Source organism: Lentzea sp. NPDC003310, from assembly GCF_040610935.1.
Lineage (GTDB): Bacteria > Actinomycetota > Actinomycetes > Mycobacteriales > Pseudonocardiaceae > Lentzea.
The window spans coordinates 23,376-46,000 of record NZ_JBEXNC010000001.1 but is presented as its reverse complement, the minus strand read 5'-3'; the positions used below and the strand labels follow the sequence as shown (position 1 = coordinate 46,000).

Sequence of the window (22,625 nt, the reverse complement as noted above, 5' to 3'; positions counted from 1 at the left end):
ATGAGTTCGGCGCACCGCGTTGGTCCACCTGCGGCAGGACGTTCGACGGAAGGATGACGCCATGCGGAAACTGGTCTACGGCATGAACGTGAGCGCGGACGGCTACATCGCCACGGCCGACGGCGACCTCGGCTGGGGCTCGTCGAGCGACGAGCTGTTCGAGTGGTGGCTCGAACGGGAGCAGGCGGTCGAGCTGTTCCTGTACGGGCGCCGGCTGTGGGAGGCGATGAGCTCGCACTGGCCCACGGGCGACCAGCTGCCGGACGCCACCGCGGCGCAGAAGGCGTTCGCGCGGAACTGGCGGGACACGCCGAAGGTGGTGTTCTCCTCGACGGTCGGCGAGGTCGACTGGAACACCCGCGTGGTGCGCGGTGACGCGGTCGCCGAGATCACCCGGCTCAAGGCCGGGGAAGGCGGGCCGATGAGGGTGGGCGGCGCGACGCTCGCCGCGGCGGCCATGAGGGCCGGGCTGGTCGACGAGTACGAGGTCGTGACCCACCCGGCCGTGCTGGGCGGCGGCGCGCCGTTCTTCCCGGCGCTCGACGGCGTGCTGGGGCTGACCCTGGTGCAGACGCGGGAGTTCCCGGGCGGGGTCGTGATGACGAGGTACGAGCGGCGCTGAGCCGCTCAGCCCCCGGCGAGCCGGAGGTCCTCGGTCACCCGCAGCCCGGCGCCGGTCCACTCGACGGCGCGCAGGTCGGGGACGACGACGGGCGCGGCGGTGTGCAGTGCCTTCTCCCCCACGCCGATCACGCCGGCGGGCTCGGCGGCGAGCCCCGCCGCGACCCCGTTGCCGCTGTCCTCGAAGACCACGCACTCGCCGATCGGCAGCCCGAGCTTGCCCGCCGCGAGCAGGTACCCCTCGGGGTCGGGCTTGCCCCGCGACACGTCGCGGCCGTTGATCACCACCTGCGGCTCCGGCATGCCCGCGGCGGCCAGGCGCGCGACGAGCAGGTCCGGCGGGGCGGACGTGACCAGCGCCCAGTTGCCCGGAAGCGACTCCAGCAGCTCCCGGGCACCGGGGATGGGCTCGGTCGCGTCCGCGTCGGCGATCTCGATGTCGTCGATGCGCCGCAACGCCTCATCGTGCACGGCGTCGGGCACGTGCAGCCGCACGGTGTCCGTGGCGCGCCGGCCGTGCAGGCCCTTCATGACCTCCGCGGGGTCGACGCCGTACTCGTGCGCCCACTGCGTCCAGGCGCGTTCGGCGGCCACGGTCGAGTCGACCAGCACCCCGTCCATGTCGAACAGCACACCTCGGCAGGACAGGTTCATCGTGTTCCTCACTGCAGCGGGATCTCCAGGCTCACCGTGCCGCGCAGGTCGAGCCACGCGCGGTCGCGGCCGCGCACCAACCTCAGCACGACCTCCTCGCAGTGCGGGCAGCGGGCCACCACTCCGGGGGCGTCGCGGTAGACGCGCAGGCTCGCCACCGCGCCGCGGTAGCCGCAGCCGGAGCACTGCCCGGTCGCCGCCGTCAGGTCGACCGCGAAGATCTCCCGCAGGTCGCCCGCCAGCGCGTTGCCGTCCACGTGGGTCATCGGTGCTCTCCTAGTCAGCCGAAGCGTTCCGTGCGGACGCGGCGGGGGTCGTGGCCCAGTGCCACGAGGATGTCGGACACCGTCTCGACGAACCCGGTCGGCCCGCACACGAACACGTTCGGGGCGAAGTCGGCGGGCCAGGCGTGGGTGTTGATCGTGGCGAGGCCCAGGCGCTTCGGTTCGGGCGCGCCGTCCGGGGCCTCGCGCGTGTGCACCAGGTGGACGTCGAGCCCGCCGTCCTCGCGCGCACGCCGGCGGAGCTCGTCGGCGTAGTAGACGTCCCCGGGTGTGCGCACCGAGTAGATCAGCCGGAACGGCACCTTGCTGCCCTGCGCGGCGCGCGTGCGGATCATCGCCATCAACGGCGCGATGCCCGAACCTCCGGCGACGAGTGTCACCGGCGCCGGGTCGGTCGCGCGCCACACGAACCAGCCGCCGACCGGTCCGCGCAGCTCGACCTGCTGGCCGGGCTCGAGCACGTCGCATAGGTACGGCGACACCTCGCCGTCCTCGACGCGCTGCACGCTGAGCTCGACCCGGTCCCCGTCCGGTGCGGAGGAGATCGAGTAGCTGCGCTGCACCGAGTAGCCGTCCTCGGCGGTCAGCCGCACGTCGACGTGCTGGCCGGGCAGGTGGCCGGGCCAGCCGGGCACGTCGAAGACGAGGCCGCGCGCGCTCTTGGTGATGTCGGTGGCCTCGGCCAGGTCGGCCACCCGCCAGGTCAGTCGCCCTGGTACCGCTGCTCGCGCCATGGGTCTCCGTAGTCGTGGTAGCCCGCGCTTTCCCAGAAGCCGGGTTCGTCCTCGAGCAGCAACTGGATCCCGCGGACCCACTTCGCCGACTTCCAGAAGTACAGGTGCGGCACCAGCAACCGCGCCGGGCCGCCGTGCTCGGGCGTGAGCTCGTCGCCGTCGTAGCGGTACGCCACCCACGCCTGGCCGTCGACCAGGTCCTCGAGCGGCAGGTTCGTGGTGTACCCGCCGTAGGACTGGACGAGCGCGTAGTCGGCCGCCGTCTCGACGTCCTCCAGCAGCACGTCGAGCGACACGCCCTTCCAGCGCGTGCCGAGCTTGGACCACTTGGTGACGCAGTGGATGTCCGTGGTGATCTTCTCCGCGGGCAGCTCCATCAACTGCTGCCACGACCAGTCGTAGCGCTGACCGGCCTCGGTGTTGATCGTGAACTGCCACCGGTCGGTGGTCACCCGCGGCGTCGGCCCCGCCGTGAGCACCGGGAAGTCCTCCGCCAGGTACTGGCCGGGCGGCAACTGCACGTCCGGTGACTGGCGCCGCCCGGTGAAACCGGGAGAGACGATTGGCATCGTTTCAGTAGACGACAGCGGCGCGCCGAACGCCACTGCTGATCACGGAGGTCACATTGGACGTCTTGGTCGAGCACACCGGTGCCGTGACGATCATCCGGATGAACCGCCCGGACCGCCGCAACGCGGTCGACGGCCCGATGGCGGCCGCACTGCGCGACGCCTTCCTCGCGTTCGAGGAGGACCCCGCGCAGCGCGTGGCCGTGCTCTGCGGTTCGGGCGGAACGTTCTGCGCCGGCGCGGACCTGACGTCCGTCGGGGATCCCGCGCGCCGCAACCCGCTGGACCCCGCGGGCAGCGGGCCGATGGGTCCGACGCGGCTGGAGCTGAGCAAACCGGTGATCGCCGCCGTCAGCGGGTACGCGGTGGCGGGCGGGCTGGAGCTCGCGCTGCTGGCCGACCTGCGGGTGGTGGAGAGCGACGCGGTGTTCGGGGTGTTCTGCCGGCGGTGGGGCGTGCCGCTGATCGACGGCGGGACCGTGCGGCTGCCTCGCGTCGTCGGCTTGGGGCGGGCGCTTGACCTGATCCTGACCGGGCGGCCGGTGGCGGCGGACGAGGCGTTGGCGATGGGACTCGCGAACCGGGTGGTGGAGCCGGGGACGGCCGTGGAGGTCGCGGTGGAGCTGGCCGCGCGGATCGCGGAGTTCCCGTTCGCGTGCGTGCTGGCGGACCGGGCTTCGGTGTACGGCGGGCTGGACCTGCCGGTGGCGGAGGCGTTGCGGGCGGAAGGGGTGGCGGGGGTGCCGGTGGTGATGGCGGAGGGGGTGGCCGGGGCGGCTCGGTTCGCCGGTGGGGCCGGGCGGCACGGCGAGTTCGGTCGCTGAGCGGGCCGGGAGGCACGGCGAGTTCGGTCGCTGAGCGGGCCGCACCGCCCGTGCCGGCTCGGTACCGCACTCCGTGCTGCCACGGATCCGCCGCGCGCCCGGTGCGCCGAGACTCGGTGCACCAACCCAGGAGGCCACCATGTACGCGCAGCTCACCTACTTCGACGGGCCCCGCGGCCCGGAACAGCTCGCCGCCGCGGACTTCGCGGCCAGGGAGCGGATCACGCCCGCGGCCCTGTCCGTGCCGGGCAACATCCGGACCTACGTGCTGCGCCGCGCGGACGGGTCGGAGGTCGTGCTGTCGATCGCCGAGTCCGAGCAGGTGCTGATCGACACCCAGAAGGCGATCACGAGCACCCGGCTGCTGCCCGGCGAGGACGCGGCGCTGCTGCCGGGCGCGGACCGCGTCGAGATCTACCCTGTGCTGCAGGTCTTCGAGTACGAGCAGGCGCGGTCGTGACCGCCGTCCGCACGCTCGCCGCCGGCACGTGGCGAGCCGACGTGAGCCGCAGCACGGCGTCGTTCCAGGTCGGCAACCTCGGCCGCAAGGCGCACGGCACGGTGCCCGTCACCGCGGGCACCGTCGAGGTCGGACCGGACGGCGCGCTGCTCGCCGTGCACGGGACCCTCGACCTCGGCGCCATCGACACCGGTGTCGCCAAGCGCGATCAGGACCTGCGCAAACCCGGTCTGCTCGACCTCGACCGGCACCCCGCGATGACGTTCACCGCGACGTCCGCGCGCACCACCGGCGGCGGCTGGCACGTCACCGGCACGCTGTCCGCACGCGGTACCGAGACCGTGCTCGACGGCACGGCAGAACTGTCCTCATTGGACGGCCGCGAGGCCGTGCTCACCGCGACCACCCGGCTCGACCGCCGGACTCTCGGCATCCGCGCGCCGCGCTTCCTGATCGGCCGGTACGTGGACGTCACGGTCACCGCGGTGCTCACTCAGTCCGCGTGAAGCACGAAGAACAGGAAGTTCGGCGCGCCCTCGTAGTGCGCGAACTCGTCGGGGAACAGGTCGCGCGCCTCCGGCAGCGGCTGCGGCTCGCTGATCCGCGCGAGCCGGAACCCGGCGGCGGTGAACGCGTCGGTCATCGCGTGCAGCGACCGGTGCCAGAAGGTCAACTCGACCACCCCGTCGCCCACCGGCCACGCCGCCTCCTGCGCCCAGGTGGTGAAGTGGTCCGGCCGGCGACCGGCGACGAGCTCGTCGCTGTACCCGGCGGCGGGGTGGTTGACCGACGCGATCAGCCTGCCGCCGGGCCGCAGCACGCGCCGCAGCTCGGCCAGGGCCGGTCCCCAGTCCCGCAGGTAGTGCAGCACCAGCGACGCGATCACGTCGTCGAACCCGCCGTCGGGGAACGGCAGCGGCCCGGCCAGGTCGGCCACCCGCACGTCGGCGTCCGCACCGAGGCGCAGCCGGGCCTGCCGCACCATCCCGGCGCCGACGTCGAACCCGCTGACGACCGCACCCCGGTCCCGCAACGCGGCGAACAACGGCCCGGCCCCGCACCCCGCGTCCAGGACCCGCCGCCCGGTCACGTCCCCGGCCAGTGCCAGCGTCGCCGGGCGCTCGTAGTACGCGTTCGCGTAGCTGCGGTCGTTGTCGGCCGCGTACGCCTCGGCCACGACGTCGTAAGCGCTCACTCGACCTCCAGCACGAAGAACAGGAAGCTCGGCGCGGTCGCGAGCAGGTGGTAGTCGTCCGGGAACAGCTCGCGGGCCTCCGGCGCGGGAGGCGGTTCGCTGATCCGGGAGATCCGGAACCCGGCGGCGGTGAACGCGTCGGTCATGGCGTGCAGCGGCCGGTTCCAGAAGGTCACCTTCACCACCTGGTCGCCGACGGGCCATTCGGCGGCCTCCGCCCAGGTCGCGAAGTAGTCGGGTCTGCGGCCCTGCAGGCGGGCGATGCAGTAGTCGGCGACGGGGTGGTTGACGGACGCGATGAGGCGACCGCCGGGCCGCAGCACGCGCCGCAGCTCACCGAGCGCGGGTCCCCAGTCCTCCAGGTAGTGCAGCACCAGCGACGCCACCACGTCGTCGAACTCGGCATCGCCGTACGGCAGCGGATCGGCCAGGTCCGCGACCCGCAGATCGGCGTCCGGGCCGAGCCGCAGCCGCGCCCGTTCCACCATGCCCGCGCTCACGTCGAAGCCGCTGACCACCGCGCCCCGCTCCCGCAACGCCGCGAACAACGGCCCGGCGCCGCACCCGGCGTCGAGCACCCGCCGTCCGGCCACGTCCCCGGCCAGCCCCAACGTCGCCGGACGCTCGTAGTAGGCGTTCAGCAGGCTGTTCTGGTTCTCGAGGTCGTAGGCCTCTGCCACGGAGTCGTAGTCGCTCATGCACTCGATCTTGCCCGAGCCACCCGGTCACCGTCCGAAACCAGGGCACCACGGGAAACCGCCCACCTGTTGTACCGGTCTTTTACGCGTGCGGAACCGGGACGTCCCGCGTTCTCGCTGGCCAGCGGACATGACTCGATCCCGAAGCGATGACATCGATGTCTTCGCTGTCAATTCCTGTCTCGCTTGTCTTATTGACCAGTGCGGTAACGGCACCGAAGCTTCCTGGCAACGTTGTCAGGACAGGGATCGGAGCTCGCAATGGCGCAGGACTTCGGCAGCGGCATCTCGCGGAGACAGGCACTGACCATGGGCGGCGGGCTGCTCGCCGGCTTCGGCGTGACCAGTCTGCTGCCGGGGACCGCGACGGCCGCACCGGAGGCAGCCGCCAGGCAGGAGAAGGCTGTGGACCTCGCGCTGTTCCGCCCGGTGTCGGTGTCCTCGACGGACTACGCCGCCACCCCGGCGAAGTTCGCGGTGGACGGTCTCGCGCAGGTCGGCGTGCAGGGGTCGGGCTGGCGTGCCGGGCAGGGCGACAGCCAGTGGCTGATCGTCGACCTGCAGGGCCGCTGCGAGGTCTCCTCGATCGTGCTGACGTTCGAGGCGAAGCCGGGTGACCCGGCGTTCGACGCCAACGCCTCGCGGGCGGAGACCTTGGGCACCGAGATCCTGTCGAGCTACGCGGTGGCGTTCGACCTCGACGTGTCCGACGACGGCCGGACGTGGCGGACGGTCCACCACAGCGAGTCCGGTGCCGGCGGCCAGGTCACCGTCCCGTTCACCCCGGTCGTGAAGGCGCGCTGGGTCCGGTTCTCCTCGACCCGCAGGTCCACGACGAACCCGTTGGGGCTCAACGGTCTCCAGGTCTACGGCACCACCAGGGACAACCGTCCGGCGGTGCAGGGCTGGACGAACTGGCCGGTGCGCACCCACGAGAGCCCGGCGCTGACCGTGGCGCCCGACGGCTCCGTGCCGCTCGAGTCCGGCTGGGTGCTGACCATGCAGGACTTCGCGCCCGCCAAGGACGGCGCGGCGTTGTCGTCCCCGAACGTCGACACCCGCGGCTGGGTGCCCGCGACCGTGCCCGGCACCGTGCTCGCGTCGCTGGTCGAGCAGGGCCACCTGCCGGACCCGGTGTACGGCATGAACAACCTGGAGATCCCGGAGGCCCTCTCGCGGCACGTGTGGTGGTACCGCCGCACGTTCGGCCTGCCTTCCGGCCTGAACACCGGTGCGGGCAGGCACGTCTGGCTGGAGTTCGACGGCATCAACCACGAGGCCGAGTTCTGGCTCAACGGAGCCAGGATCGGCGCGATCAGCAACCCGTTCGGCCGGGCCGTGATCGACGTGACGACGGCGCTGCGGCGGTCCGGCGACCAGAACCTGGCCGTGCGGATCGCGCCGATGCCGTTCCCCGGCAGCCCCGGCGACAAGGGACCGCGCGGTGAGGCGTGGGTCGGCGCGAACAGCACGATGTTCAAGAACTCCCCCACCTACCTCGCCGTGTCGGGCTGGGACTGGATGCCCGCGGTCCGCGACCGCGCGTCCGGCATCTGGAACCACGTCCGGCTGCGCTCGACCGGTGCCGTGGTCGTCGGCGACCCGCGCATCGACACGAAGCTGACCGACGCCACCACCGCCGAGGTCACGTTCACCGTGCCGGTCCGCAACGTCGAGGCGAGCGCGAAGACCGTCACCGTCACCGCCGAGTTCGACGGCGTCAAGATCACGAGCACGGTCACCGTGCCGGCGAACTCCGCGGCCGACGCGGTCTTCTCGCCGGCCACGCACCCGCAGACGCGCATCAAGAACCCGAAGCTGTGGTGGCCCAACGGGTACGGCGACCCGGTCCTGCACGACCTCACGCTGACGGCCACCGTCGGCGGCGCGGTCAGCGACCGCAAGAAGCTCAAGTTCGGCATCCGGCAGGTCACCTACAAGTACGACCTGCCGATCACCATCGTCGACGGCGCCGCCGACCAGACCGTCGACTTCCCGGCGCAGCAGGCCCGGTACGTCCGGATGCAGGGCGGCCGGCGCGCCACCAGCTGGGGCTTCTCGGTCTTCACGATGTCCGTGCTGGACAGCAGGTCCCCGGACACCGACCTCGCGCGCGGCAAGACCGCCACCGCGTCGTCGAGCGCCGACTGGACCTCGCCCGGCGCCGTGACCGACGGCGACCCGAAGTCCCGCTGGACCTCGAACTACAACGACAACGAGTGGGTGCAGGTCGACCTGGGCGCCACCACCTCGTTCGACCGCGTGACAATGCGCTGGGAGACGGCCTACGCCGCGACGTTCAAGATCCAGGTCTCGCAGGACGGCGACACCTGGACCGACGTGGTGGCGCAGGACAACTCCCCCAAGCCGCTCGTCATCTTCGTCAACAACGTGCGGATCTTCGCCCGCGGCGGCAGCTGGGGCTGGGACGAGCTGTTGCGCCGCATGCCCGGCTCGCGCGCGGACGCGGCCGTCGCGCTGCACCGCGACATGAACTTCACGGTGATCCGCAACTGGGTCGGCTCGTCGTACCGCGAGGAGCTGTTCGAGGCCTGCGACAAGTACGGCATCCTGCTGTGGAACGAGTTCTGGCTCGGCTGGTCGTCCGACCCCGCGAACCACGAGCAGTTCTTCGCGCAGGCGAAGGACACCGTGCTGCGCTACCGCTCGCACGCCTGCTGCGTCGTGTGGTTCGGCTGCAACGAGGGCAGCCCGCCCTACGCCGTCGACAAGGTGCTGCGCGAGATCGTGCACACCAACACCGACCTGATGTACCAGCCGAACTCGGCGAGCGGTGTGATCACCGGCGACGGCACGTACCGCTGGGTCGACCCCCGCACGTACGGCACCGGTGAGGCCACGGGCGGGAAGTTCGGGTTCTGGAGCGAGATCGGCCTGCCGACCGTGTCGGTCGTCGAGAGCATGCGCAACCTCGTCGGCCAGGGCAACCCGGGCTGGCCGATCGGCGACGCCTGGTACATGCACGACTGGTCGGAGAACAGCAACCAGCAGCCGAAGGGCTACCAGGCCGCGATCGACGCCCGCCTCGCGCCGTCGAGCAGCCTGGAGGAGTTCTGCCGCAAGGCGCAGTTCGTCAACTACGAGAACATGCGCGCGATCTTCGAGGCGTGGAACGCCAAGCTGTGGAACGACGCCTCCGGTGTGCTGCTGTGGATGTCGCACCCGGCGTGGCACAGCACCGTGTGGCAGACCTACGACTACGACATGGACGTCAACGGCAGCTACTACGGCTCCCGCAAGGGCTGCGAGCAGCGGCACGTGCAGGCGAACCTGACGACCTGGCAGGTCAGCGCGGTCAACCACACCGCGTCCGCGCTGACCGGCGTCACCGTCAGGGCGCAGCTGCACGGCCTGGACGGCAAGGCGATCGGCCCGGCGCACGAGCAGAAGCTCGACGTGGCGGCGACGTCGGTGAGCCACCTGTTCACCGTGCCGTTCGACGACGCGCTGCCCGCGTTCCACCTGCTGCGCCTCACGCTGACCGACGCGCAGGGCAAGCAGGTCTCCGAGAACACCTACTGGCGCTACCGCACCCCGGAGTCCATGCACGCGCTCAACCAGCTGGCCTACACCCAGCTGGCGACCACGATGAGCGCCACCAAGGACGGCTACACCGCGACCGTACGCAACACCGGCAAGACGGTGGCCGCGATGGTCCGGCTGTCGCTGCGCGAGCGCAACGGCACCGACCGCGTCCTGCCGACCCTGTACAGCGACAACTACTTCTGGTTGCTGCCGGGCGAGGTGCGGACCGTGACGATCAGCCCGCAGCGGTCCGTCCGGACGCCGCGTCTGCTGGCGGAGGCGTACAACTCGGCTCCGAAGCTGACCTGAGGTCCTCCCGGCCTGGGTGCCGTCGCGCCGACCACAGCGTCAGCGCGGCGGCACCCAGCCCCACCAACAACGACGTCCAGATGTTGAGGCGCAGCCCCAGGATCGTGTTCGCCTCGTCGATCCGCAGCGCCTCGATCCACAGCCGGCCCGTCGTGTAGAGCACGACGTATAGGCCGAACGCACGGCCGTGCCCGAGCGCGAACCGGCGTTCGGCCCAGATCAGCACAGCGGCCGCCGCGAAGGTCCACAGCAGTTCGTAGAGGAACGTCGGGTGGAACGTCCCGAGCACCACCGGCTGCCCGTCCGCACCGGCCACCGCCCGGCCGGCGCCCTGGTCCCACTCGTGGATCGTGAGCGCCCACGGCAGGTCGGTCGGCCCGCCGTACACCTCGTTGTTGAACCAGTTGCCGAGCCGTCCGATGCCTTGCGCCAGCAGGATTCCCGGAGCGGCCGCGTCGGCCAGCGGAGGCAGCGCCACGCCCGCGCGCCGAGCGCCGATCCACGCGCCGAGGGCACCGAAGGCGATCGCGCCCCAGACACCCATCCCGCCCTCCCAGATGTAGAGGGCCTTCACGGGGTTCCCGCCGGGACCGAAGTACGGCTGCCAGGACGTGGCCACGTGGTAGAGCCGGGCGCCGACGATGCCGAACGGCACGCCCCAGGTCGCGATCTGGTTGATGACACCGGGCCGGCCGCCGCGCGCGACGTAGCGCCGTTCGGTCAGCCAGGCGGCGACGAGGATCCCCGCGATGATGCAGAAGGCGTAGGCGCGGATCGGCACCGGGCCGAGGTGCCAGACGCCCTGGGTCGGACTCGGGATGGCCGCGAGCAGCATCGCGCCACCCTAGTGAGGCCGGGGCTCGCGCACTGTGAAGTCCGCGAACCCCGGCCCGTTCGCACTAGTTGAGCGCGCCGCCGACGATCGGCAGCACCACCTTGCTGACACCGAGCGACACCTTCAGCGAGACACCACTCGCCGCCGAGTCCGACGCGATGTAGGCGTTGTGGTTGGTGACGAGCACGATGCCGATCCGGTGCCCGGCCGGGATCAACGCGTCCCTGGCGTGCAGCTTCCAGGTGACGTCCGCGGTGGACCCGTTGGTGGGCAACGGGGTCGCGGTCTCGAGCGACGACCGGTTCTTGGTGTCGATCGCGCCCTTGGTGAGCATCGTCGCCGTGACGGCCTGGATCGACACGTCCGGCTCCTTCGCGCAGCCGGTGCGGTCGCGCAGGTCGTTCTTGCCGCACACCTCGGTGGACAGCTGCAGCGGGCTGCGTTCGGACAGCACCGCCTGCGTGCTCGGGCCGTAGTCCACCAGCACCGCCGTGAGCGGCGTGGACGCGCGGTTCGACGCGACCCGGACCGTCAGGCTGACCTCACCGGAGAGCCGCGCGTCCTTCGTCAGCGGCGCGGTCACGTAGGCCAGCCGGCTGGTGTTCGCCGTCTCCGGGTTGGCCATCATGCTCGCCTCGCTGATGTTCGCGTTCGCGCCCAGCGTCTGCGTGCCGCTCGCAACCGGCGAGGTCGTGAGCGACCCGGACATGCCACCGGAGGCCGGACCGAGGTACAGCGTGGTGCTCTGGGTGTTCGGCCGCGGCCACGACGCCGCCTGCTCCCAGCTGCCGTCCGGCTTCTGCACGTCGGCCATGGGCTCGCTCATGATCCCGTTGTCGGCGCCCTTGAGCCAGTGGTCCATCCACAGGCCCATGACGCGCTGCCACTCGGCCTGGCGGAACGAGATCGGGTCGAGGTGCCCGCCGCGGTGCAGCCAGATCTTGCGCGGCACGTTGTTGTCCTGCAGTTCCTTCCACCAGCGGCCGAACTGCGACGGCTTGACGTTCCAGTCCGCCTGGCCGTGCACCACGAACACCGACGCGGTCGTGTTCTGCGCGCCCGGCCGGTAGTCGCGGGCCTTCCAGAACGACGTGTAGTCCCAGGACTCGTCGCCGTCCTGCGCCGTCAGCTTGTCGAACACCGGCTTGCACTTCGCCTTCTGCGCCGCGCTGACGACGTAGTTGGCGAGGTACGTCGGGTAGTTCGACTCCCAGCCCTTGTAGCCGATGCCCTGGTCGCGGGCGTACTCGTACCAGCTGGAGATCGCGGCGATCGGCACGATCGTCTTCACGCCGGGGATGTTCGCCGCGGCCGCCGCGTTGGGCAGCGTGCCGTTGTAGGAGACGCCGAGCATGCCGACGTTGCCGGTGCTCCAGCTCGCGACCGCCGCGCGGCCGTCCGCGTAGAACGCCTTCGCCCGGCCGTTCAGCCAGTCCACGACCGCGCGGACGCTCGCCGTGTCCTCGGGACCGCCCGTGGTCGGGCAGCCGGTCGAGCGGGAGGTGCCTTGCATCTCCATCTCGACGACGGCGTACCCGCGCGGCACGAAGTACTCGTCGTACCAACGGCCGAAGCCGCGCGGCACGGTCATCGACGACGCCGCGGCGGCGCCCAGCCCGTAGTAGGGGCTGGCCTCCATCACGATCGGCACCTTGCCCGCCGTGTCCGGGCGCATGACGTCGGCGGCGATCCGGTCGAGCTTGCCGTCCGCGTCGCTGTCGATTGTGGACTCGACGTAGACGGTCTCGGTGATCGCCGCCGCCGCGGCGGGCGCCGCGGTCGAGGCAGGCGTGTGGATCGTCGCGGCCGTGAGCAGGGCGGCCACGACGAGGTAGACCCTTCGCATAGGTTCCTCCGTCGGAGGGCCCGATGAAGCAGCAGGGATGGAGCTCGGGCCCTACGAAGGAATCTCACCGGTTCCGGCGGTGTCGCCGGTACGGCCGAAAGATCTAAACCATTGCTTGTCTCAGGCCGCGACCAGTTCCTTGTCCCGGTCGGACGTCTTCTTGGCCTTGGGCTTGCGGTTGGGCAGCGACAGGCGGAACACCCTGTGCCACGCGGAGAAGACCTGCTTGGGCAGCGGGCCGGTCACGTAGTCCAGCTCGTACTTCTCGAACAGTGCCTTCACCTTGACCGCGACCTCGGCGTACCGGTTGCTCGGCAGGTCCGGGAACAGGTGGTGCTCGATCTGGTGCGACAGGTTGCCGGTCATGATGTGCATGGCCTTGCTGCCGCTGATGTTCGCCGAGCCCATCATCTGGCGCAGGTACCACTGGCCGCGCGTCTCGCCCTTGATCGAGCGGCGCTCGAAGACCTGCACGCCCTCGGGGAAGTGACCGCACATGATCACCGAGTGCGACCACAGGTTGCGGATCAGGTTCGCGGTGAACGTCGCCGCGAGCGTCGTCAGGAACGACGGGCCGGACAGCAGCGGGTGGATCACGTAGTCCTTGAGCACCTGGCGGCGGATCTTGCGGCCCACGGCCTTGGCCCGCGCGCGGAACTCGGGGTTCTTGCGGCGGCGCTTGTGGAGGTTCTTGCCGAGCTCCAGGTCGTACGCCGCGATGCCGTACTCGAAGAAGCAGGCGTTGATGAAGTTCCACAGCGGCTGGCCCAGGTGCATCGGGTGCCACTTCTGGTCCTCGTCCACGCGCATGATGCCGTAGCCGAGGTCGTTGTCCTTGCCGATCACGTTCGTGTACGTGTGGTGCAGCTCGTTGTGCGAGTGCTTCCACTGGTCGGCGGGCGACACGTGGTCCCACTCCCAGGTCGTGGAGTGGATCTTCGGGTCGCGCATCCAGTCCCACTGGCCGTGCAGGATGTTGTGGCCGATCTCCATGTTCTCCAGGATCTTCGCCACGGAGAGACCGGCGGTGCCGATCAGCCAGGCCGGCGGGAAGATCGAGAACAGCAGGATTCCCCGGCTCGTGATCTCCAGCTTGCGCTGCACCGAGATCACCTTGCGGATGTACGCGGCGTCCTTCTCACCGCGGCTCGCGATGACCTCGTCGCGGATCGCGTCGAGCTCGCGGCCGAGCTCCTCGATCTGCTCGGCGGTGAGGTGGGCGGTGGGGTCGATGGCGGTCATGGAGCTCGCTTTCGAGGGTCCAGTGGCTGGGGGTGGGCCACTTCGCGGGGGGAGGGAGGTCTGTGGTGGAGAGGTACGCGGCCTGGTCGGGTCAGGCCGTCAGCGTTCGAGTTCGCACGGCCCGGCGGCGGCGGACACGCAGGTCTGGACGAGCACGCCGTCCTCGGCCTCGGTGATCTCGCCGGTGCGCAGGTCTCTCACCGCGCCGGACTTCAGCGGCGTGACGCAGCCGAAGCAGATGCCCATGCGGCAGCCGGACGGCATCAGCACGCCCGCCTCCTCGCCGACGTTGAGCAGCGGGGTGGCGCCGTCGGCCTCGACGGTCTTGCCGGTCTTGCCGAACGTGACCTCGCCACCGTCACCCGCCACGACGACCGTCGGGCGGAACCGCTCGGTGTGCAGCTTGTCGGAGATGCCGTGCGCGGCCCAGTGCGCCTCCGCGGCGTCCAGCAGACCGGCCGGGCCGCAGGCCCAGGTCTCGCGCTCGGCCCAGTCGGGCACGAGCTTCTCGAGGTCGGCGATGTCGAGCATGCCGTCGGTGTCGGTGTGCAGCTCGGTGAGCGTGAGGGCCTTGTCCGCGACCAGGTCGTGCAGGTCGTTGCGGAAGATCACGTCTTCCTGGCGCGGCGCGGAGTGGACCATCACGACGTCGGCGAGCCGGGAGTCGCGCAGCATGCCCATGGCGGGCGTGATGCCGCTGCCGGCGGTGAGGTAGAGGACCTTGGCGGGACGGGTGGCGGGCAGGACGAACTCGCCGGTGGCCTGGTCGAGCTGGATGACCGTGCCGGGCTTCGCCCTGCGGACCAGGTGGTTGCTGACCTTGCCGTCGGGGATGGCCTTCACGGTGATCGTGATGCGGCCGTCCGCGCGGTTCGTCGGCGACGTCACCGAGTAGGCGCGCCACAGTCTCACGCCGTCGACGTCGATGCCGATCCGGATGTACTGACCGGCGACGTGACCGCGCCAGCCCTTGCCGGGCCTGATCACGATGGTCGCGGCGTCGTCTGTCTCGCGGTGCACGGCCTCGATGCGGCCGCGCAGGTCGGCACCCGCCCGGAGGGGGTTGACCAGGTCGAGGTAGTCGGACGGCAGCAGTGGCGTCGTGACCAGCTCAAGGAACTTCCACGCCCTGCTGCGGAGGGCGGCACTCGTCATGACTCCAGCTTGATGCGCCTCAGGGCGTAAAGTCCTGTCCGCAGGACGTGAATTTGAACCTTCAGATTGTTCGCAGGGAACAAATCGTGACTCACGCAATGAGGAGGGCCACCGAACTGGCCCTGGATGAGAAGACCGTGACCGCGTTGCGGGCGGTTCTGAAGACCACCGCGGACGAGGTCGTGCGGGCCATCATCGCCGAAGTGCCGTCTTATGCGAACGCACTGTCCGGACGCATGGGCGGCACGATCCGCCGTGCGGTTCGCACGGCGCTAGGACACTACTTGGATCTGGCCGGTGGCACAGGTGGTGGCGGTGACGCGAGTGACGCGGCGTACGAGCTCGGCCGCGGTGAGGTGCGCGACGGCCGGTCGATGGACGCCCTGCTCAGCGCGTACCGCGTGGGCGCCAGGGTGGCCTGGCGAGGCCTCGCCGCGGGCGCCGTACCAGCGGGTCTGCCCGCCTCCGAGGTGGCGAAGTTCGCCGAGCTGACGTTCGCGTACATCGACGAGCTGTCCGCCGCGTCCGCCGCGGGCCACGCCGACGAACTGGCCGCGCGGGGCCTCGCCCACGAGCGCCACCTGGAACAACTGGCCCGCGACCTGCTGGCGGGGTCGAGCACCGAGGTCCTCCTGGCCGCCGCGAGCCGGGCCGGCTGGCAGCCGCCCACCACGCTGACCGCGGTGCTGCTGCCCGCCTTCCAGACCCGCCCCGCCTACCGCCTGCTCGACCCCGGCACCCTCGTCCTGGACGACCTGCCGGACACCACCGGCGTGCTGTTCGTCCCCGACGCCGACCGCTCTCATCTGCTACGACAGCTCATCGGCCGTAACGCCGTCGTCGGCCCAGCACGTCCATGGACGCGTGCCTCCGCTTCGTACGCACGGGCCGAACGCGCGCGCTCCCTCTCCCCCGACATCCGCGACACCGAGGAGCACCTGGCCTCCCTGGTCCTGAGCGCCGACCCTGACGCGTACGCCGACCTCCGAGCGCGCGCGCTCGCCCCGTTGCTCGCTCTACCTGCAGCTTCAGCCCGACGCCTGGAGGAAACACTGCGCGCGTGGCTGCTGCACCACGGCCGCCGCGAGGAGGTGGCCGCCGCCCTGTTCGTGCACCCGCAGACGGTGCGCTACCGGATGGGTCAGCTCCGCGACCTGTTCCCGGACCTCGGCTCTCCGCAGCGCGTCCTGGAGCTGACGCTCGCCGTCGGACTGCCTGATTTTGGTCAACACTGAAGCTATAGAGCAGCATGATTGAAGTGGCGCACACCACAGCGGGACGAGAACCTGGCCGTCGATCTCGACGTCTTGCGGAGTGTGAGAGCCATCCGGGGTGAGCCTGCGGACCTCGACGAGGAACAGCTCGTGCGCCGAGTCGCACGGGGCGACCGCCGCGCGTTCGAGGAGCTGTACCGCCGCACGTCACCGTGGCTGACCGTGCGCCTGCGCCGCCGCTGCGCGGACGACCAGATCGTCGCCGAGGTCCTCCAGGAGACCTACCTGGCGGTCTGGCGGGCGGCCGACGCCTTCGCGGGCGCCGCCGCGGGAGGCACCGCGGTCGGCTGGCTGTGGACCATCGCGGCCCGCCGCCTGATCGACGCTTTCCGCCGCCGCGCCCACCACGCCACCCCACCGCTGGCGGCCGCGCCGGCCCCGTCGATGGCGGCCGACGAGGAGGTGCTCGACGGCGTGGTCGGCGACGAGGTGGGGGACGCACTGCGCCGGCTCGCGCCCGAACTGCGGCAGGTGCTGCAGGCGATGGTGCTGGACGGGCTGACGGTGCGGGAGACGTCGGTGCTGCTCGGGGTGCCGGAGGGGACCGTGAAGACGCGCGCTCGGAGGGCGCGGATCGCGATGAGGGAGGCGCTGGCATGAGGTCGAGCCGCACCGCGTCGGGCACGCCCGCCGGTCGCCGGCGAGGGTGGTTCGGCGACGCCGCCCGGCAGCCGAGGCCGTGCCGCTGGGCACCCAGCCACGCCGCCCGCCTGCCTGCACCACACCGCCTGACTCCCAGCCCACCCGGCCAAGGCGCGTCGACCGGCCCGGCCCCGCACCTCCCCGGCGCCCCTCACCTCGACCGCCCCCACCCCGCGACGAAGGAGGCGCGACCATGACCGCCCACCACCCCGGCGACCCCCTGCTCCGCCGCTACTCCCAGGGCGACCCCGACATCCCAGCCGACCAGCTCTGGGCCGTCGAGGCGCACCTCGAAACCTGCGCCCCCTGCCGCGCGAGGCTCGCCCCCGTCCCCCTCGCCGACGCCGTCTGGACCGGCCTCTCCCCCCTCCTCGACCGCACCCCGCAGATGCCGCGCGCCAAGCCCTGGCACCGGCTGCACGCCTGGATGTCGCCCGCGGCCGGGCCGTGGCTCGCGATGATCCTGCTGGTCATCGCGGCGGCGGTGGCGCTCGACCGGGTCGGGGTCGTGGTGGGTGATCGGGTCTCGCTGGTGCTGCTCGTCGCGCCGGTGCTGCCGGTCCTGGGCGTCGCCGCGTCGTGGGGGCGGGCGCTCGACCCCGCCCACGAGATCACCGCCGCCACGCCCAGGGCGGGGTTGCCGCTGGTCTTCCGGCGGACGGCGGCCGTGCTGGCCGTGGTGGTCCCCGGGTTGGGGGTGGCGAGTCTGTTGACCGGCGCGGGGTTCGCGCGGTGGCTGCTGCCGTGCCTCGCGCTCACCGTCGGCACGCTCGCGCTCGGCACGCTGATCGGCGTCACGCGCGCGGCGGTCGTGCTCACGGCGGGCTGGGCCATCGCCATCGTGGCGCCCACGATCGCGTTCAGCCGCACGGCGGCGGCGCTCGACCTCGCGCCCGTGTGGGTGGCGATCACCGTGCTCAGCGTGGTGACCATCGCCGCGCGCCGCCTGACGTTCACGCGACTGGAGGTCCACCGGTGACCGCACCCACCACCTACGCCTGGGAGATCGAGGCGCGCGGACTGCGGGTCAGGGCGGGGCGCCGCACGGCCGTCGACGGGGTGACGCTCCGGATGGGACGCGGCGTGCACGGGCTGCTCGGGCCCAACGGCGCCGGCAAGACCACGCTCATCCGCGCGCTCGCCACCGTGCTCAAGCCGCACGGCGGTGAGCTGACCCTGTTGGGCGGCATGGACTTGCGGGAGCTGCGGCGCCGGGTCGGGTACCTGCCGCAGGAGTTCGGGCACTACCGGCGGTTCACCGTGCGGGAGTTCGTGTCCTACGTGGCGTGGCTCAAGGAGGTGCGGGACGTGCCGGGGGCCGTGCAGCGGGCGGTCGAACGGGTCGGGCTCGCCGACCAGGCCGACGACCGGATGAAGACGTTGTCCGGCGGCATGATCCGCCGGGCGGGCATCGCGCAGGCCATCGTCAACGACCCCGAGGTCCTGCTGCTCGACGAACCCACCGCGGGCCTCGATCCCGCGCAGCGCCTCAGGTTCCGCGAGCTGCTCACCGAGCTCGGCAGGGACTCGTGCGTGGTCGTCTCGACGCACCTCGTCGAGGACGTCGCCGCCGCGTGCACCGACGTAGTACTGCTGTCCCAAGGAGAACTCATCTTCCAGGGCACGCCGGATCAGCTCGCGCAACGAGGAACGGACGAGCACGCCGGGGACAGTCCCCTCGAACGCGGGTACAGCGCCCTGCTCGGCATCGCCCGCCGACCCGGCGCGTGGTGACCGGCGTCACACGAAACCGAGAACCTCGCGCGCACCACCGCCGTCTAGCCCGTCGAGAACGCAAAACACTTGAGGGAGAACAGGATGCAGGCGATCGAAGCCGACAGCCTGGTGGTGCGCGTGGGCGGGCGCAGGGGCCGCGACGCGGTCAACGGGCTCAGCCTGGAGCTCGGCCGCGGCGTGCACGGGCTGCTCGGGCCCAACGGCGCCGGCAAGACCACGCTGATCCGCACGCTGGCCACGGTGCAGGCCCCCACGTCGGGGACGTTGTCGTTGCTCGGCACGCCGTCGCACGGGAAGTTGAAGGCCGTCCGCAGGAAGCTGGGCTACCTGCCACAGCACTTCGGCTACTACAAGCGGTTCAAGGTGCGCGAGTTCGTCGAGTACCTGGCCTGGCTCAAGGAGATGCCGGCCAGGGAGATCCCGGGCGCCGTGCACGACGCGCTCGACCGGGTCGGGCTCGCCGACCGCGCGAACGACCGGATGAAGTCGTTGTCCGGCGGCATGGTCAGGAGGGTCGGCATCGCGCAGGCCATCGTCAACCGGCCCGAGATCCTGCTGCTCGACGAGCCGACGGTCGGGCTGGACCCGGCGCAACGGCTGCGGTTCCGCGAGCTCGTCGTCGAGCTCGGGCGCGACGCCTGCGTGCTGATCTCCACCCACCTGGTCGAGGACGTCGCGGCGGCCTGCACGGACGTCGTGCTCGTCAACGAGGGTTCCCTCGTCTTCCAGGGAACTCCCGCCGACCTGTCCACCGCGGGCACGGACGCGCACGTCGGCGACAGCCCGATCGAACGCGGCTACTCGGCACTGATCAGCGCGAGGTCCGCCGGGGGTGCCTGGTGACCGGACTGCGCATCGAGCTCAGGCGCTCCACCGCGCTGTGGGCCGGACTGGTCGTGCTGGTGTCCGGCACGGGCATGCTGGCGCTGATCACCTCGGCCGGCGCGGCCTGGACGGCCAACTCGACGTCGGCGGTGCTGCAGCTGCGGCTGCCGATCGCCTACGTGTGGGCGCTCGCCGTCGGAGTGGCCGTCCTGCAAGGGATGCGGGACAGCCGGGCCGGGGTCACGGAGCTCTTCGCCACCACCTCCCGGCCCGGCTGGGTCCGGCTCGGCACGCTCGCCTCGGCGGTCGCGGGGGTGGTCGCCGCCGCCGCGGTCCTGCTGTGCGCGGGAGTGGTCGCCAAGGTCGCGCTGGGCGGTGGGTTCGTCTCCGCAGGGTTCGTGCCGCTGATGGTGACCGTGGTGCTCGCCCTCGCGTCGAGCGTCCTCTTCGGACTCGCGCTCGGCAGGCTCCTGCCGCACCCGCTGACCGTTCCGGTCGCGCTGGTCGGCACGTTCATGCTCGCGACCACCGCGGGCCGGGCGGTCGAGGCCCGGTCGCCGGACGACGAGATCTCCGCGCTGGCCCTGCTCACGCCCGTGATGGACCCGCCGAGCTCCGACCTCGTCACCACCTCGACGTCGGTGGACCTGGGCCAGATCGCGTGGTTCACCGGTCTGGGCGTGACGGCGTTCCTGCTGCTCGTCGCACGCACCCACCTCGGGAGGCTGGCCGCGCTCGGGCCGGCGGCGCTGGCGGCCGCCCTCGCCCTGTCGATCATGCCCACCAAGTACTCCGACGTGCTGGTGACGGACTCCATCGCGAGCAAGCAGGTCTGCGACGGTCCGGTGTGCGTCAGCCAGGTGCACGCGGACCAGCTGCCCAAGGTGGCTGCCGCCGGCAGGGCCGCGCTGGCGAAGCTCGGGGTGCTGCCGGACGCGCCCCGCGAGGTCCGCGAGGACACCTCCGCCATGGCCCACCTGACGGTGCCGCAGCGGAACGAGAAGATCATCTACCTCCGGGCGTCCGGCTACCCCCGCCCGCTGACGTTCTCCGAGGACCAGCTGCGGCTGGAACTGCTCTCCGGGGCGGGCGTGCCGAGCTGCGCCGAGCCGAGCAGCTTCAACCCCACCGAGGGCGTGGTCCGCTACGTGACCGCGGGCTACTTCAACGGCGACCTGGCCGAGCTGGCGTCCGAGCCCCTCATGTGGCGCAACGAGAGACTGCGCGGCGAGATCGACCAGGCGTGGCAGCGGTTCCGCGCCCACTCGCCGCAGGACCAGCTCGCGCGGGTCGCGCAGGCTCGTCAGATGTTGCTGACGTGCCAGGACCCCGAACGCACGCTCGACGCCCTGGGGGCGAGCTGATGAGGCCGCTCGCGCTCTACGCGCGATCGCGCGGCATTCCCGCCGCGGTCGTCGCCCTGCCGGTGGTCGTGCTGATCGCCTGGTCGGCGCTCCACACGCCGTGGACGGCGCTCAGCGCGTCGCTGACCACCCTCGCCGCCGTGCTGGTCGCGACGACCGGCCTGGCAGGACAGGACCCGGAGCTCGACGCCTCGACCGCCGTGCCGTGGCCGCTGTGGCGCCTCGGTCACCTCCTGCTCGCCACGTCCGCGGCTGCCGGCGCGGTGCTCCTGGTGCAGCGGCTCGGCGACGAACCGTTCCCGGCGGAGTTCGTCGTCCGCGACGTGGCGGGCCTGGTCGGCCTGGCCGGAATCACGGCAGCGGTCGCCGGGGCGAGACTCGCCGCCACCGCCCCGGTGCTGTGGTGGGCGGTGGCGGCGATCATGCCGCCGACGGAGTCCGTGACCGGACGGATCGTCACGTGGCCTCTCGGCGCTCCGGACGACCCGGCGACCAGGTGGACCGCGGGCATCCTGTTCGTGGCCGGGATCGCCGCGTACAGCGTGCGCGGCGCACGCCGCTAAGCGATGGTCTCCAAAGCGATGTAGTCGGCGATCGCCTGCTGTCCCTTGATGTTCGCGTGCACGCCGTCACCGGTGTCGTAGGGCGCGTTGATGCTGTTCGGCTTGACCGGGTCCTCCAGCACCTGGTCGAAGTCCTGCACCGTGGCGCAGGTGTCCGAGCAGTCGCCGCCGCGCTTCACGAAGTCGTTGACGGCGTGCCGGTCCACGTTGTTCCGGTCGCTGTAGCCGGGCCGGGGCGTGATCGGGGTGACGTGCACGGCGATCCCGGCCGCACGCAGCCGCTGGAACACCGTGCGGTAGCTCGTGATGATGTCGGCGGCGGAGCAGCCGTTCGCGAGGTCGTTCGTGCCGTAGTAGTAGATGACGTCGGTGACGCCGTGCAGTGCGAGGACGTCCCTTTCCAGTCGTGCCACCGCATCCAGGCCGACGAACGCACCAGGGGTGTTGGGGCACAAGGAACTCGTGGTGCCGCTGATGCCCGCGTTGGCCACGGCGAGCTGCGGGCCGGGTGAGGCGGCGAGGCGGCGGGCGAGCACATCGGTCCACCGCTTGTTCGTGCCGAGCTCGGTGCAGCCCGGGCCGCAGTTCGTGCTGCCGACGCCGTCGACGACCGAGCTGCCGAACGGCACGACCGTCCCCTTGAGCCGCGGGTTGTGCACGTCGACGGCGCTCACCACGTACGTCGACTGGACCTTCTGCGTGTACGCGGCGCCCTGGCCCGCGGCGTGGTCGCCGGAACCGGGCGGGGTCAGGTAGTTCTCGCGGAACGCGGACTCGTGCCGGCCGGGCACGACGTCCCCGGCCACGTGCATGCTGACCGCGAGGTCGGTGCCGGGAGCGGTGGTCAGGGACGTGCGGTCGCTCCACAGCTCACCGCCCGCGGGGATGGTCACCGCGCGGCGGCCGCCGAACGTCAGCTCGCGGCTGCCCTCGATCTCCGCGCCGCCCGCGCTCACCGCGACCGTGGTCCGGTCGATCGTCAGCGGAGCCGTGCCGAACGTGTTCTGCACCCGGATCCGCACCGCGCCACCGCCCTGACTGAGGTGCGTGATCATCCGCATCGACTGGTCGTGCAGCACGACGGGCGCGAGGCCCTGCTGCGACTGGGCCCAGGAGGTGAACCAGCCGGGGCGTTCGGCGGCGGCCGCGGGCGACAAGAGCGCTCCCACGGCGAGTACGGTCGAGACGATCGCAGGGATTCTCATACAGAGGTTCTTAGCGTTTCGTGACGATCACGTCACGTCTCGT

At 71.5% G+C, this 22,625-nt stretch carries 23 protein-coding genes; 12 read left to right on the top strand and 11 right to left on the bottom strand.

Features of this window, described 5'->3' with window-relative positions; all coding sequences use genetic code 11:
- Positions 1 to 61: 61 nt before the first annotated feature.
- Positions 62 to 622, top strand: coding sequence for a dihydrofolate reductase family protein (locus ABZX02_RS00230; RefSeq protein WP_355293887.1), 561 nt, complete (start codon positions 62 to 64; stop codon positions 620 to 622).
- Positions 623 to 627: 5 nt separating this feature from the next.
- On the opposite strand, the gene ABZX02_RS00225 is transcribed toward ABZX02_RS00230, so the two are convergent.
- Genes ABZX02_RS00225 through ABZX02_RS00210 form a run of 4 tightly spaced genes read right to left on the bottom strand, consistent with a single transcriptional unit; the run spans position 628 to position 2,862 of the window.
- A complete protein-coding gene (locus ABZX02_RS00225) occupies positions 628 to 1,287 on the bottom strand; it encodes an HAD-IA family hydrolase (RefSeq protein WP_355293886.1) in 660 nt (219 codons plus the stop codon).
- On the bottom strand, positions 1,284 to 1,541 hold the full coding sequence (locus ABZX02_RS00220) for a DUF6510 family protein (RefSeq protein WP_355293885.1): 258 nt from the start codon (positions 1,539 to 1,541) through the stop codon (positions 1,284 to 1,286). The genes ABZX02_RS00225 and ABZX02_RS00220 overlap by 4 nt, the downstream gene beginning before the upstream one ends.
- Before the next feature lie 14 nt (positions 1,542 to 1,555).
- Positions 1,556 to 2,293 carry a ferredoxin reductase gene (locus ABZX02_RS00215; RefSeq protein ID WP_355293884.1) on the bottom strand — a complete coding sequence of 246 codons (738 nt, stop codon included), beginning with the start codon at positions 2,291 to 2,293 and terminating at the stop codon, positions 1,556 to 1,558.
- The gene (locus ABZX02_RS00210) at positions 2,263 to 2,862 is read right to left on the bottom strand and encodes a sulfite oxidase-like oxidoreductase (protein WP_258949340.1); all 600 of its coding nucleotides are present in this window, start codon (positions 2,860 to 2,862) and stop codon (positions 2,263 to 2,265) included. The genes ABZX02_RS00215 and ABZX02_RS00210 overlap by 31 nt, the downstream gene beginning before the upstream one ends.
- Positions 2,863 to 2,918: 56 nt before the next feature.
- On the opposite strand from ABZX02_RS00210, the gene ABZX02_RS00205 reads away from it, so the two are divergent.
- The 3 genes from ABZX02_RS00205 to ABZX02_RS00195 all read left to right on the top strand — a co-directional run bounded on the left by ABZX02_RS00205 (position 2,919) and on the right by ABZX02_RS00195 (position 4,652).
- Entirely contained in the window at positions 2,919 to 3,686 is a 768-nt protein-coding gene (locus ABZX02_RS00205; RefSeq protein ID WP_355293883.1) for a crotonase/enoyl-CoA hydratase family protein, read from the top strand.
- A gap of 139 nt (positions 3,687 to 3,825) precedes the next feature.
- A complete protein-coding gene (locus ABZX02_RS00200) occupies positions 3,826 to 4,146 on the top strand; it encodes a hypothetical protein (RefSeq protein WP_355293882.1) in 321 nt (106 codons plus the stop codon).
- Positions 4,143 to 4,652 (top strand): YceI family protein, encoded by a 510-nt coding sequence (locus tag ABZX02_RS00195; protein WP_355293881.1) that lies wholly within the window; start codon positions 4,143 to 4,145, stop codon positions 4,650 to 4,652. The genes ABZX02_RS00200 and ABZX02_RS00195 overlap by 4 nt, the downstream gene beginning before the upstream one ends.
- Here the strand turns inward: ABZX02_RS00195 and ABZX02_RS00190 are convergent.
- Together ABZX02_RS00190 and ABZX02_RS00185 are read right to left on the bottom strand one after the other, a co-directional pair.
- Complete coding sequence (locus ABZX02_RS00190; RefSeq protein WP_355293880.1) at positions 4,640 to 5,341, bottom strand: methyltransferase domain-containing protein; 702 nt, start codon at positions 5,339 to 5,341, stop codon at positions 4,640 to 4,642. The genes ABZX02_RS00195 and ABZX02_RS00190 overlap by 13 nt on opposite strands.
- Entirely contained in the window at positions 5,338 to 6,039 is a 702-nt protein-coding gene (locus tag ABZX02_RS00185; protein ID WP_355293879.1) for a class I SAM-dependent methyltransferase, read from the bottom strand. The genes ABZX02_RS00190 and ABZX02_RS00185 overlap by 4 nt, the downstream gene beginning before the upstream one ends.
- Before the next feature lie 261 nt (positions 6,040 to 6,300).
- On the opposite strand from ABZX02_RS00185, the gene ABZX02_RS00180 reads away from it, so the two are divergent.
- Positions 6,301 to 9,894, top strand: coding sequence for a discoidin domain-containing protein (locus ABZX02_RS00180; protein ID WP_355293878.1), 3,594 nt, complete (start codon positions 6,301 to 6,303; stop codon positions 9,892 to 9,894).
- On the opposite strand, the gene lgt is transcribed toward ABZX02_RS00180, so the two are convergent.
- The 4 genes from lgt to ABZX02_RS00160 form a co-directional block, all read right to left on the bottom strand.
- Entirely contained in the window at positions 9,821 to 10,729 is a 909-nt protein-coding gene (gene lgt, locus ABZX02_RS00175; protein ID WP_355293877.1) for a prolipoprotein diacylglyceryl transferase, read from the bottom strand. The two genes, ABZX02_RS00180 and lgt, sit on opposite strands and share 74 nt — an antisense overlap.
- A gap of 64 nt (positions 10,730 to 10,793) precedes the next feature.
- Positions 10,794 to 12,575 (bottom strand): CocE/NonD family hydrolase, encoded by a 1,782-nt coding sequence (locus ABZX02_RS00170; protein WP_355293876.1) that lies wholly within the window; start codon positions 12,573 to 12,575, stop codon positions 10,794 to 10,796.
- 120 nt (positions 12,576 to 12,695) lie between these two features.
- Positions 12,696 to 13,817, bottom strand: a complete 1,122-nt coding sequence (locus ABZX02_RS00165) for an acyl-CoA desaturase (RefSeq protein ID WP_355293875.1) — start codon at positions 13,815 to 13,817, stop codon at positions 12,696 to 12,698.
- A gap of 99 nt (positions 13,818 to 13,916) precedes the next feature.
- Positions 13,917 to 14,972, bottom strand: a complete 1,056-nt coding sequence (locus ABZX02_RS00160; protein ID WP_355293874.1) for a ferredoxin reductase — start codon at positions 14,970 to 14,972, stop codon at positions 13,917 to 13,919.
- Between the two features lie 86 nt (positions 14,973 to 15,058).
- Between ABZX02_RS00160 and ABZX02_RS00155 the strand changes: the two genes are divergently transcribed.
- The 7 genes from ABZX02_RS00155 to ABZX02_RS00125 all read left to right on the top strand — a co-directional run bounded on the left by ABZX02_RS00155 (position 15,059) and on the right by ABZX02_RS00125 (position 21,377).
- Positions 15,059 to 16,207, top strand: a complete 1,149-nt coding sequence (locus ABZX02_RS00155) for a helix-turn-helix domain-containing protein (protein ID WP_355293873.1) — start codon at positions 15,059 to 15,061, stop codon at positions 16,205 to 16,207.
- A 90-nt stretch (positions 16,208 to 16,297) separates the two neighbouring features.
- Positions 16,298 to 16,846, top strand: a complete 549-nt coding sequence (locus tag ABZX02_RS00150) for an RNA polymerase sigma factor (protein ID WP_355294348.1) — start codon at positions 16,298 to 16,300, stop codon at positions 16,844 to 16,846.
- A gap of 235 nt (positions 16,847 to 17,081) precedes the next feature.
- Positions 17,082 to 17,867 carry a zf-HC2 domain-containing protein gene (locus tag ABZX02_RS00145; protein WP_355293872.1) on the top strand — a complete coding sequence of 262 codons (786 nt, stop codon included), beginning with the start codon at positions 17,082 to 17,084 and terminating at the stop codon, positions 17,865 to 17,867.
- Positions 17,864 to 18,622, top strand: coding sequence for an ABC transporter ATP-binding protein (locus ABZX02_RS00140; protein ID WP_355293871.1), 759 nt, complete (start codon positions 17,864 to 17,866; stop codon positions 18,620 to 18,622). Before ABZX02_RS00145 ends, ABZX02_RS00140 begins: the two co-directional genes overlap by 4 nt.
- 84 nt (positions 18,623 to 18,706) lie before the next feature.
- Positions 18,707 to 19,468: an ABC transporter ATP-binding protein gene (locus tag ABZX02_RS00135; protein ID WP_355293870.1), complete on the top strand. Its 762-nt coding sequence runs from the start codon at positions 18,707 to 18,709 to the stop codon at positions 19,466 to 19,468.
- The gene (locus tag ABZX02_RS00130; RefSeq protein ID WP_355293869.1) at positions 19,465 to 20,814 is read left to right on the top strand and encodes a hypothetical protein; all 1,350 of its coding nucleotides are present in this window, start codon (positions 19,465 to 19,467) and stop codon (positions 20,812 to 20,814) included. The genes ABZX02_RS00135 and ABZX02_RS00130 overlap by 4 nt, the downstream gene beginning before the upstream one ends.
- Positions 20,814 to 21,377: a hypothetical protein gene (locus ABZX02_RS00125; RefSeq protein WP_355293868.1), complete on the top strand. Its 564-nt coding sequence runs from the start codon at positions 20,814 to 20,816 to the stop codon at positions 21,375 to 21,377. The genes ABZX02_RS00130 and ABZX02_RS00125 overlap by 1 nt, the downstream gene beginning before the upstream one ends.
- On the opposite strand, the gene ABZX02_RS00120 is transcribed toward ABZX02_RS00125, so the two are convergent.
- Complete coding sequence (locus ABZX02_RS00120; protein WP_355293867.1) at positions 21,374 to 22,546, bottom strand: GDSL-type esterase/lipase family protein; 1,173 nt, start codon at positions 22,544 to 22,546, stop codon at positions 21,374 to 21,376. The genes ABZX02_RS00125 and ABZX02_RS00120 overlap by 4 nt on opposite strands.
- Between the last annotated feature and the right edge of the window lie 79 nt (positions 22,547 to 22,625).

Excerpts from the sequence above, each read along its gene's own strand:
- ABZX02_RS00230 (WP_355293887.1), top strand. The coding sequence starts at position 62 with ATGCGGAAACTGGTCTACGGCATGAACGTGAGCGCGGACGGCTACATC.
- ABZX02_RS00220 (WP_355293885.1), bottom strand. The coding sequence starts at position 1,541 with ATGACCCACGTGGACGGCAACGCGCTGGCGGGCGACCTGCGGGAGATC.
- ABZX02_RS00215 (WP_355293884.1), bottom strand. The coding sequence starts at position 2,293 with ATGGCGCGAGCAGCGGTACCAGGGCGACTGACCTGGCGGGTGGCCGAC.
- ABZX02_RS00210 (WP_258949340.1), bottom strand. The coding sequence starts at position 2,862 with ATGCCAATCGTCTCTCCCGGTTTCACCGGGCGGCGCCAGTCACCGGAC.
- ABZX02_RS00200 (WP_355293882.1), top strand. The coding sequence starts at position 3,826 with ATGTACGCGCAGCTCACCTACTTCGACGGGCCCCGCGGCCCGGAACAG.
- ABZX02_RS00185 (WP_355293879.1), bottom strand. The coding sequence starts at position 6,039 with ATGAGCGACTACGACTCCGTGGCAGAGGCCTACGACCTCGAGAACCAG.
- ABZX02_RS00180 (WP_355293878.1), top strand. The coding sequence starts at position 6,301 with ATGGCGCAGGACTTCGGCAGCGGCATCTCGCGGAGACAGGCACTGACC.
- lgt (WP_355293877.1), bottom strand. The coding sequence starts at position 10,729 with ATGCTGCTCGCGGCCATCCCGAGTCCGACCCAGGGCGTCTGGCACCTC.
- ABZX02_RS00170 (WP_355293876.1), bottom strand. The coding sequence starts at position 12,575 with ATGCGAAGGGTCTACCTCGTCGTGGCCGCCCTGCTCACGGCCGCGACG.
- ABZX02_RS00165 (WP_355293875.1), bottom strand. The coding sequence starts at position 13,817 with ATGACCGCCATCGACCCCACCGCCCACCTCACCGCCGAGCAGATCGAG.
- ABZX02_RS00160 (WP_355293874.1), bottom strand. The coding sequence starts at position 14,972 with ATGACGAGTGCCGCCCTCCGCAGCAGGGCGTGGAAGTTCCTTGAGCTG.
- ABZX02_RS00145 (WP_355293872.1), top strand. The coding sequence starts at position 17,082 with ATGACCGCCCACCACCCCGGCGACCCCCTGCTCCGCCGCTACTCCCAG.
- ABZX02_RS00135 (WP_355293870.1), top strand. The coding sequence starts at position 18,707 with ATGCAGGCGATCGAAGCCGACAGCCTGGTGGTGCGCGTGGGCGGGCGC.
- ABZX02_RS00125 (WP_355293868.1), top strand. The coding sequence starts at position 20,814 with ATGAGGCCGCTCGCGCTCTACGCGCGATCGCGCGGCATTCCCGCCGCG.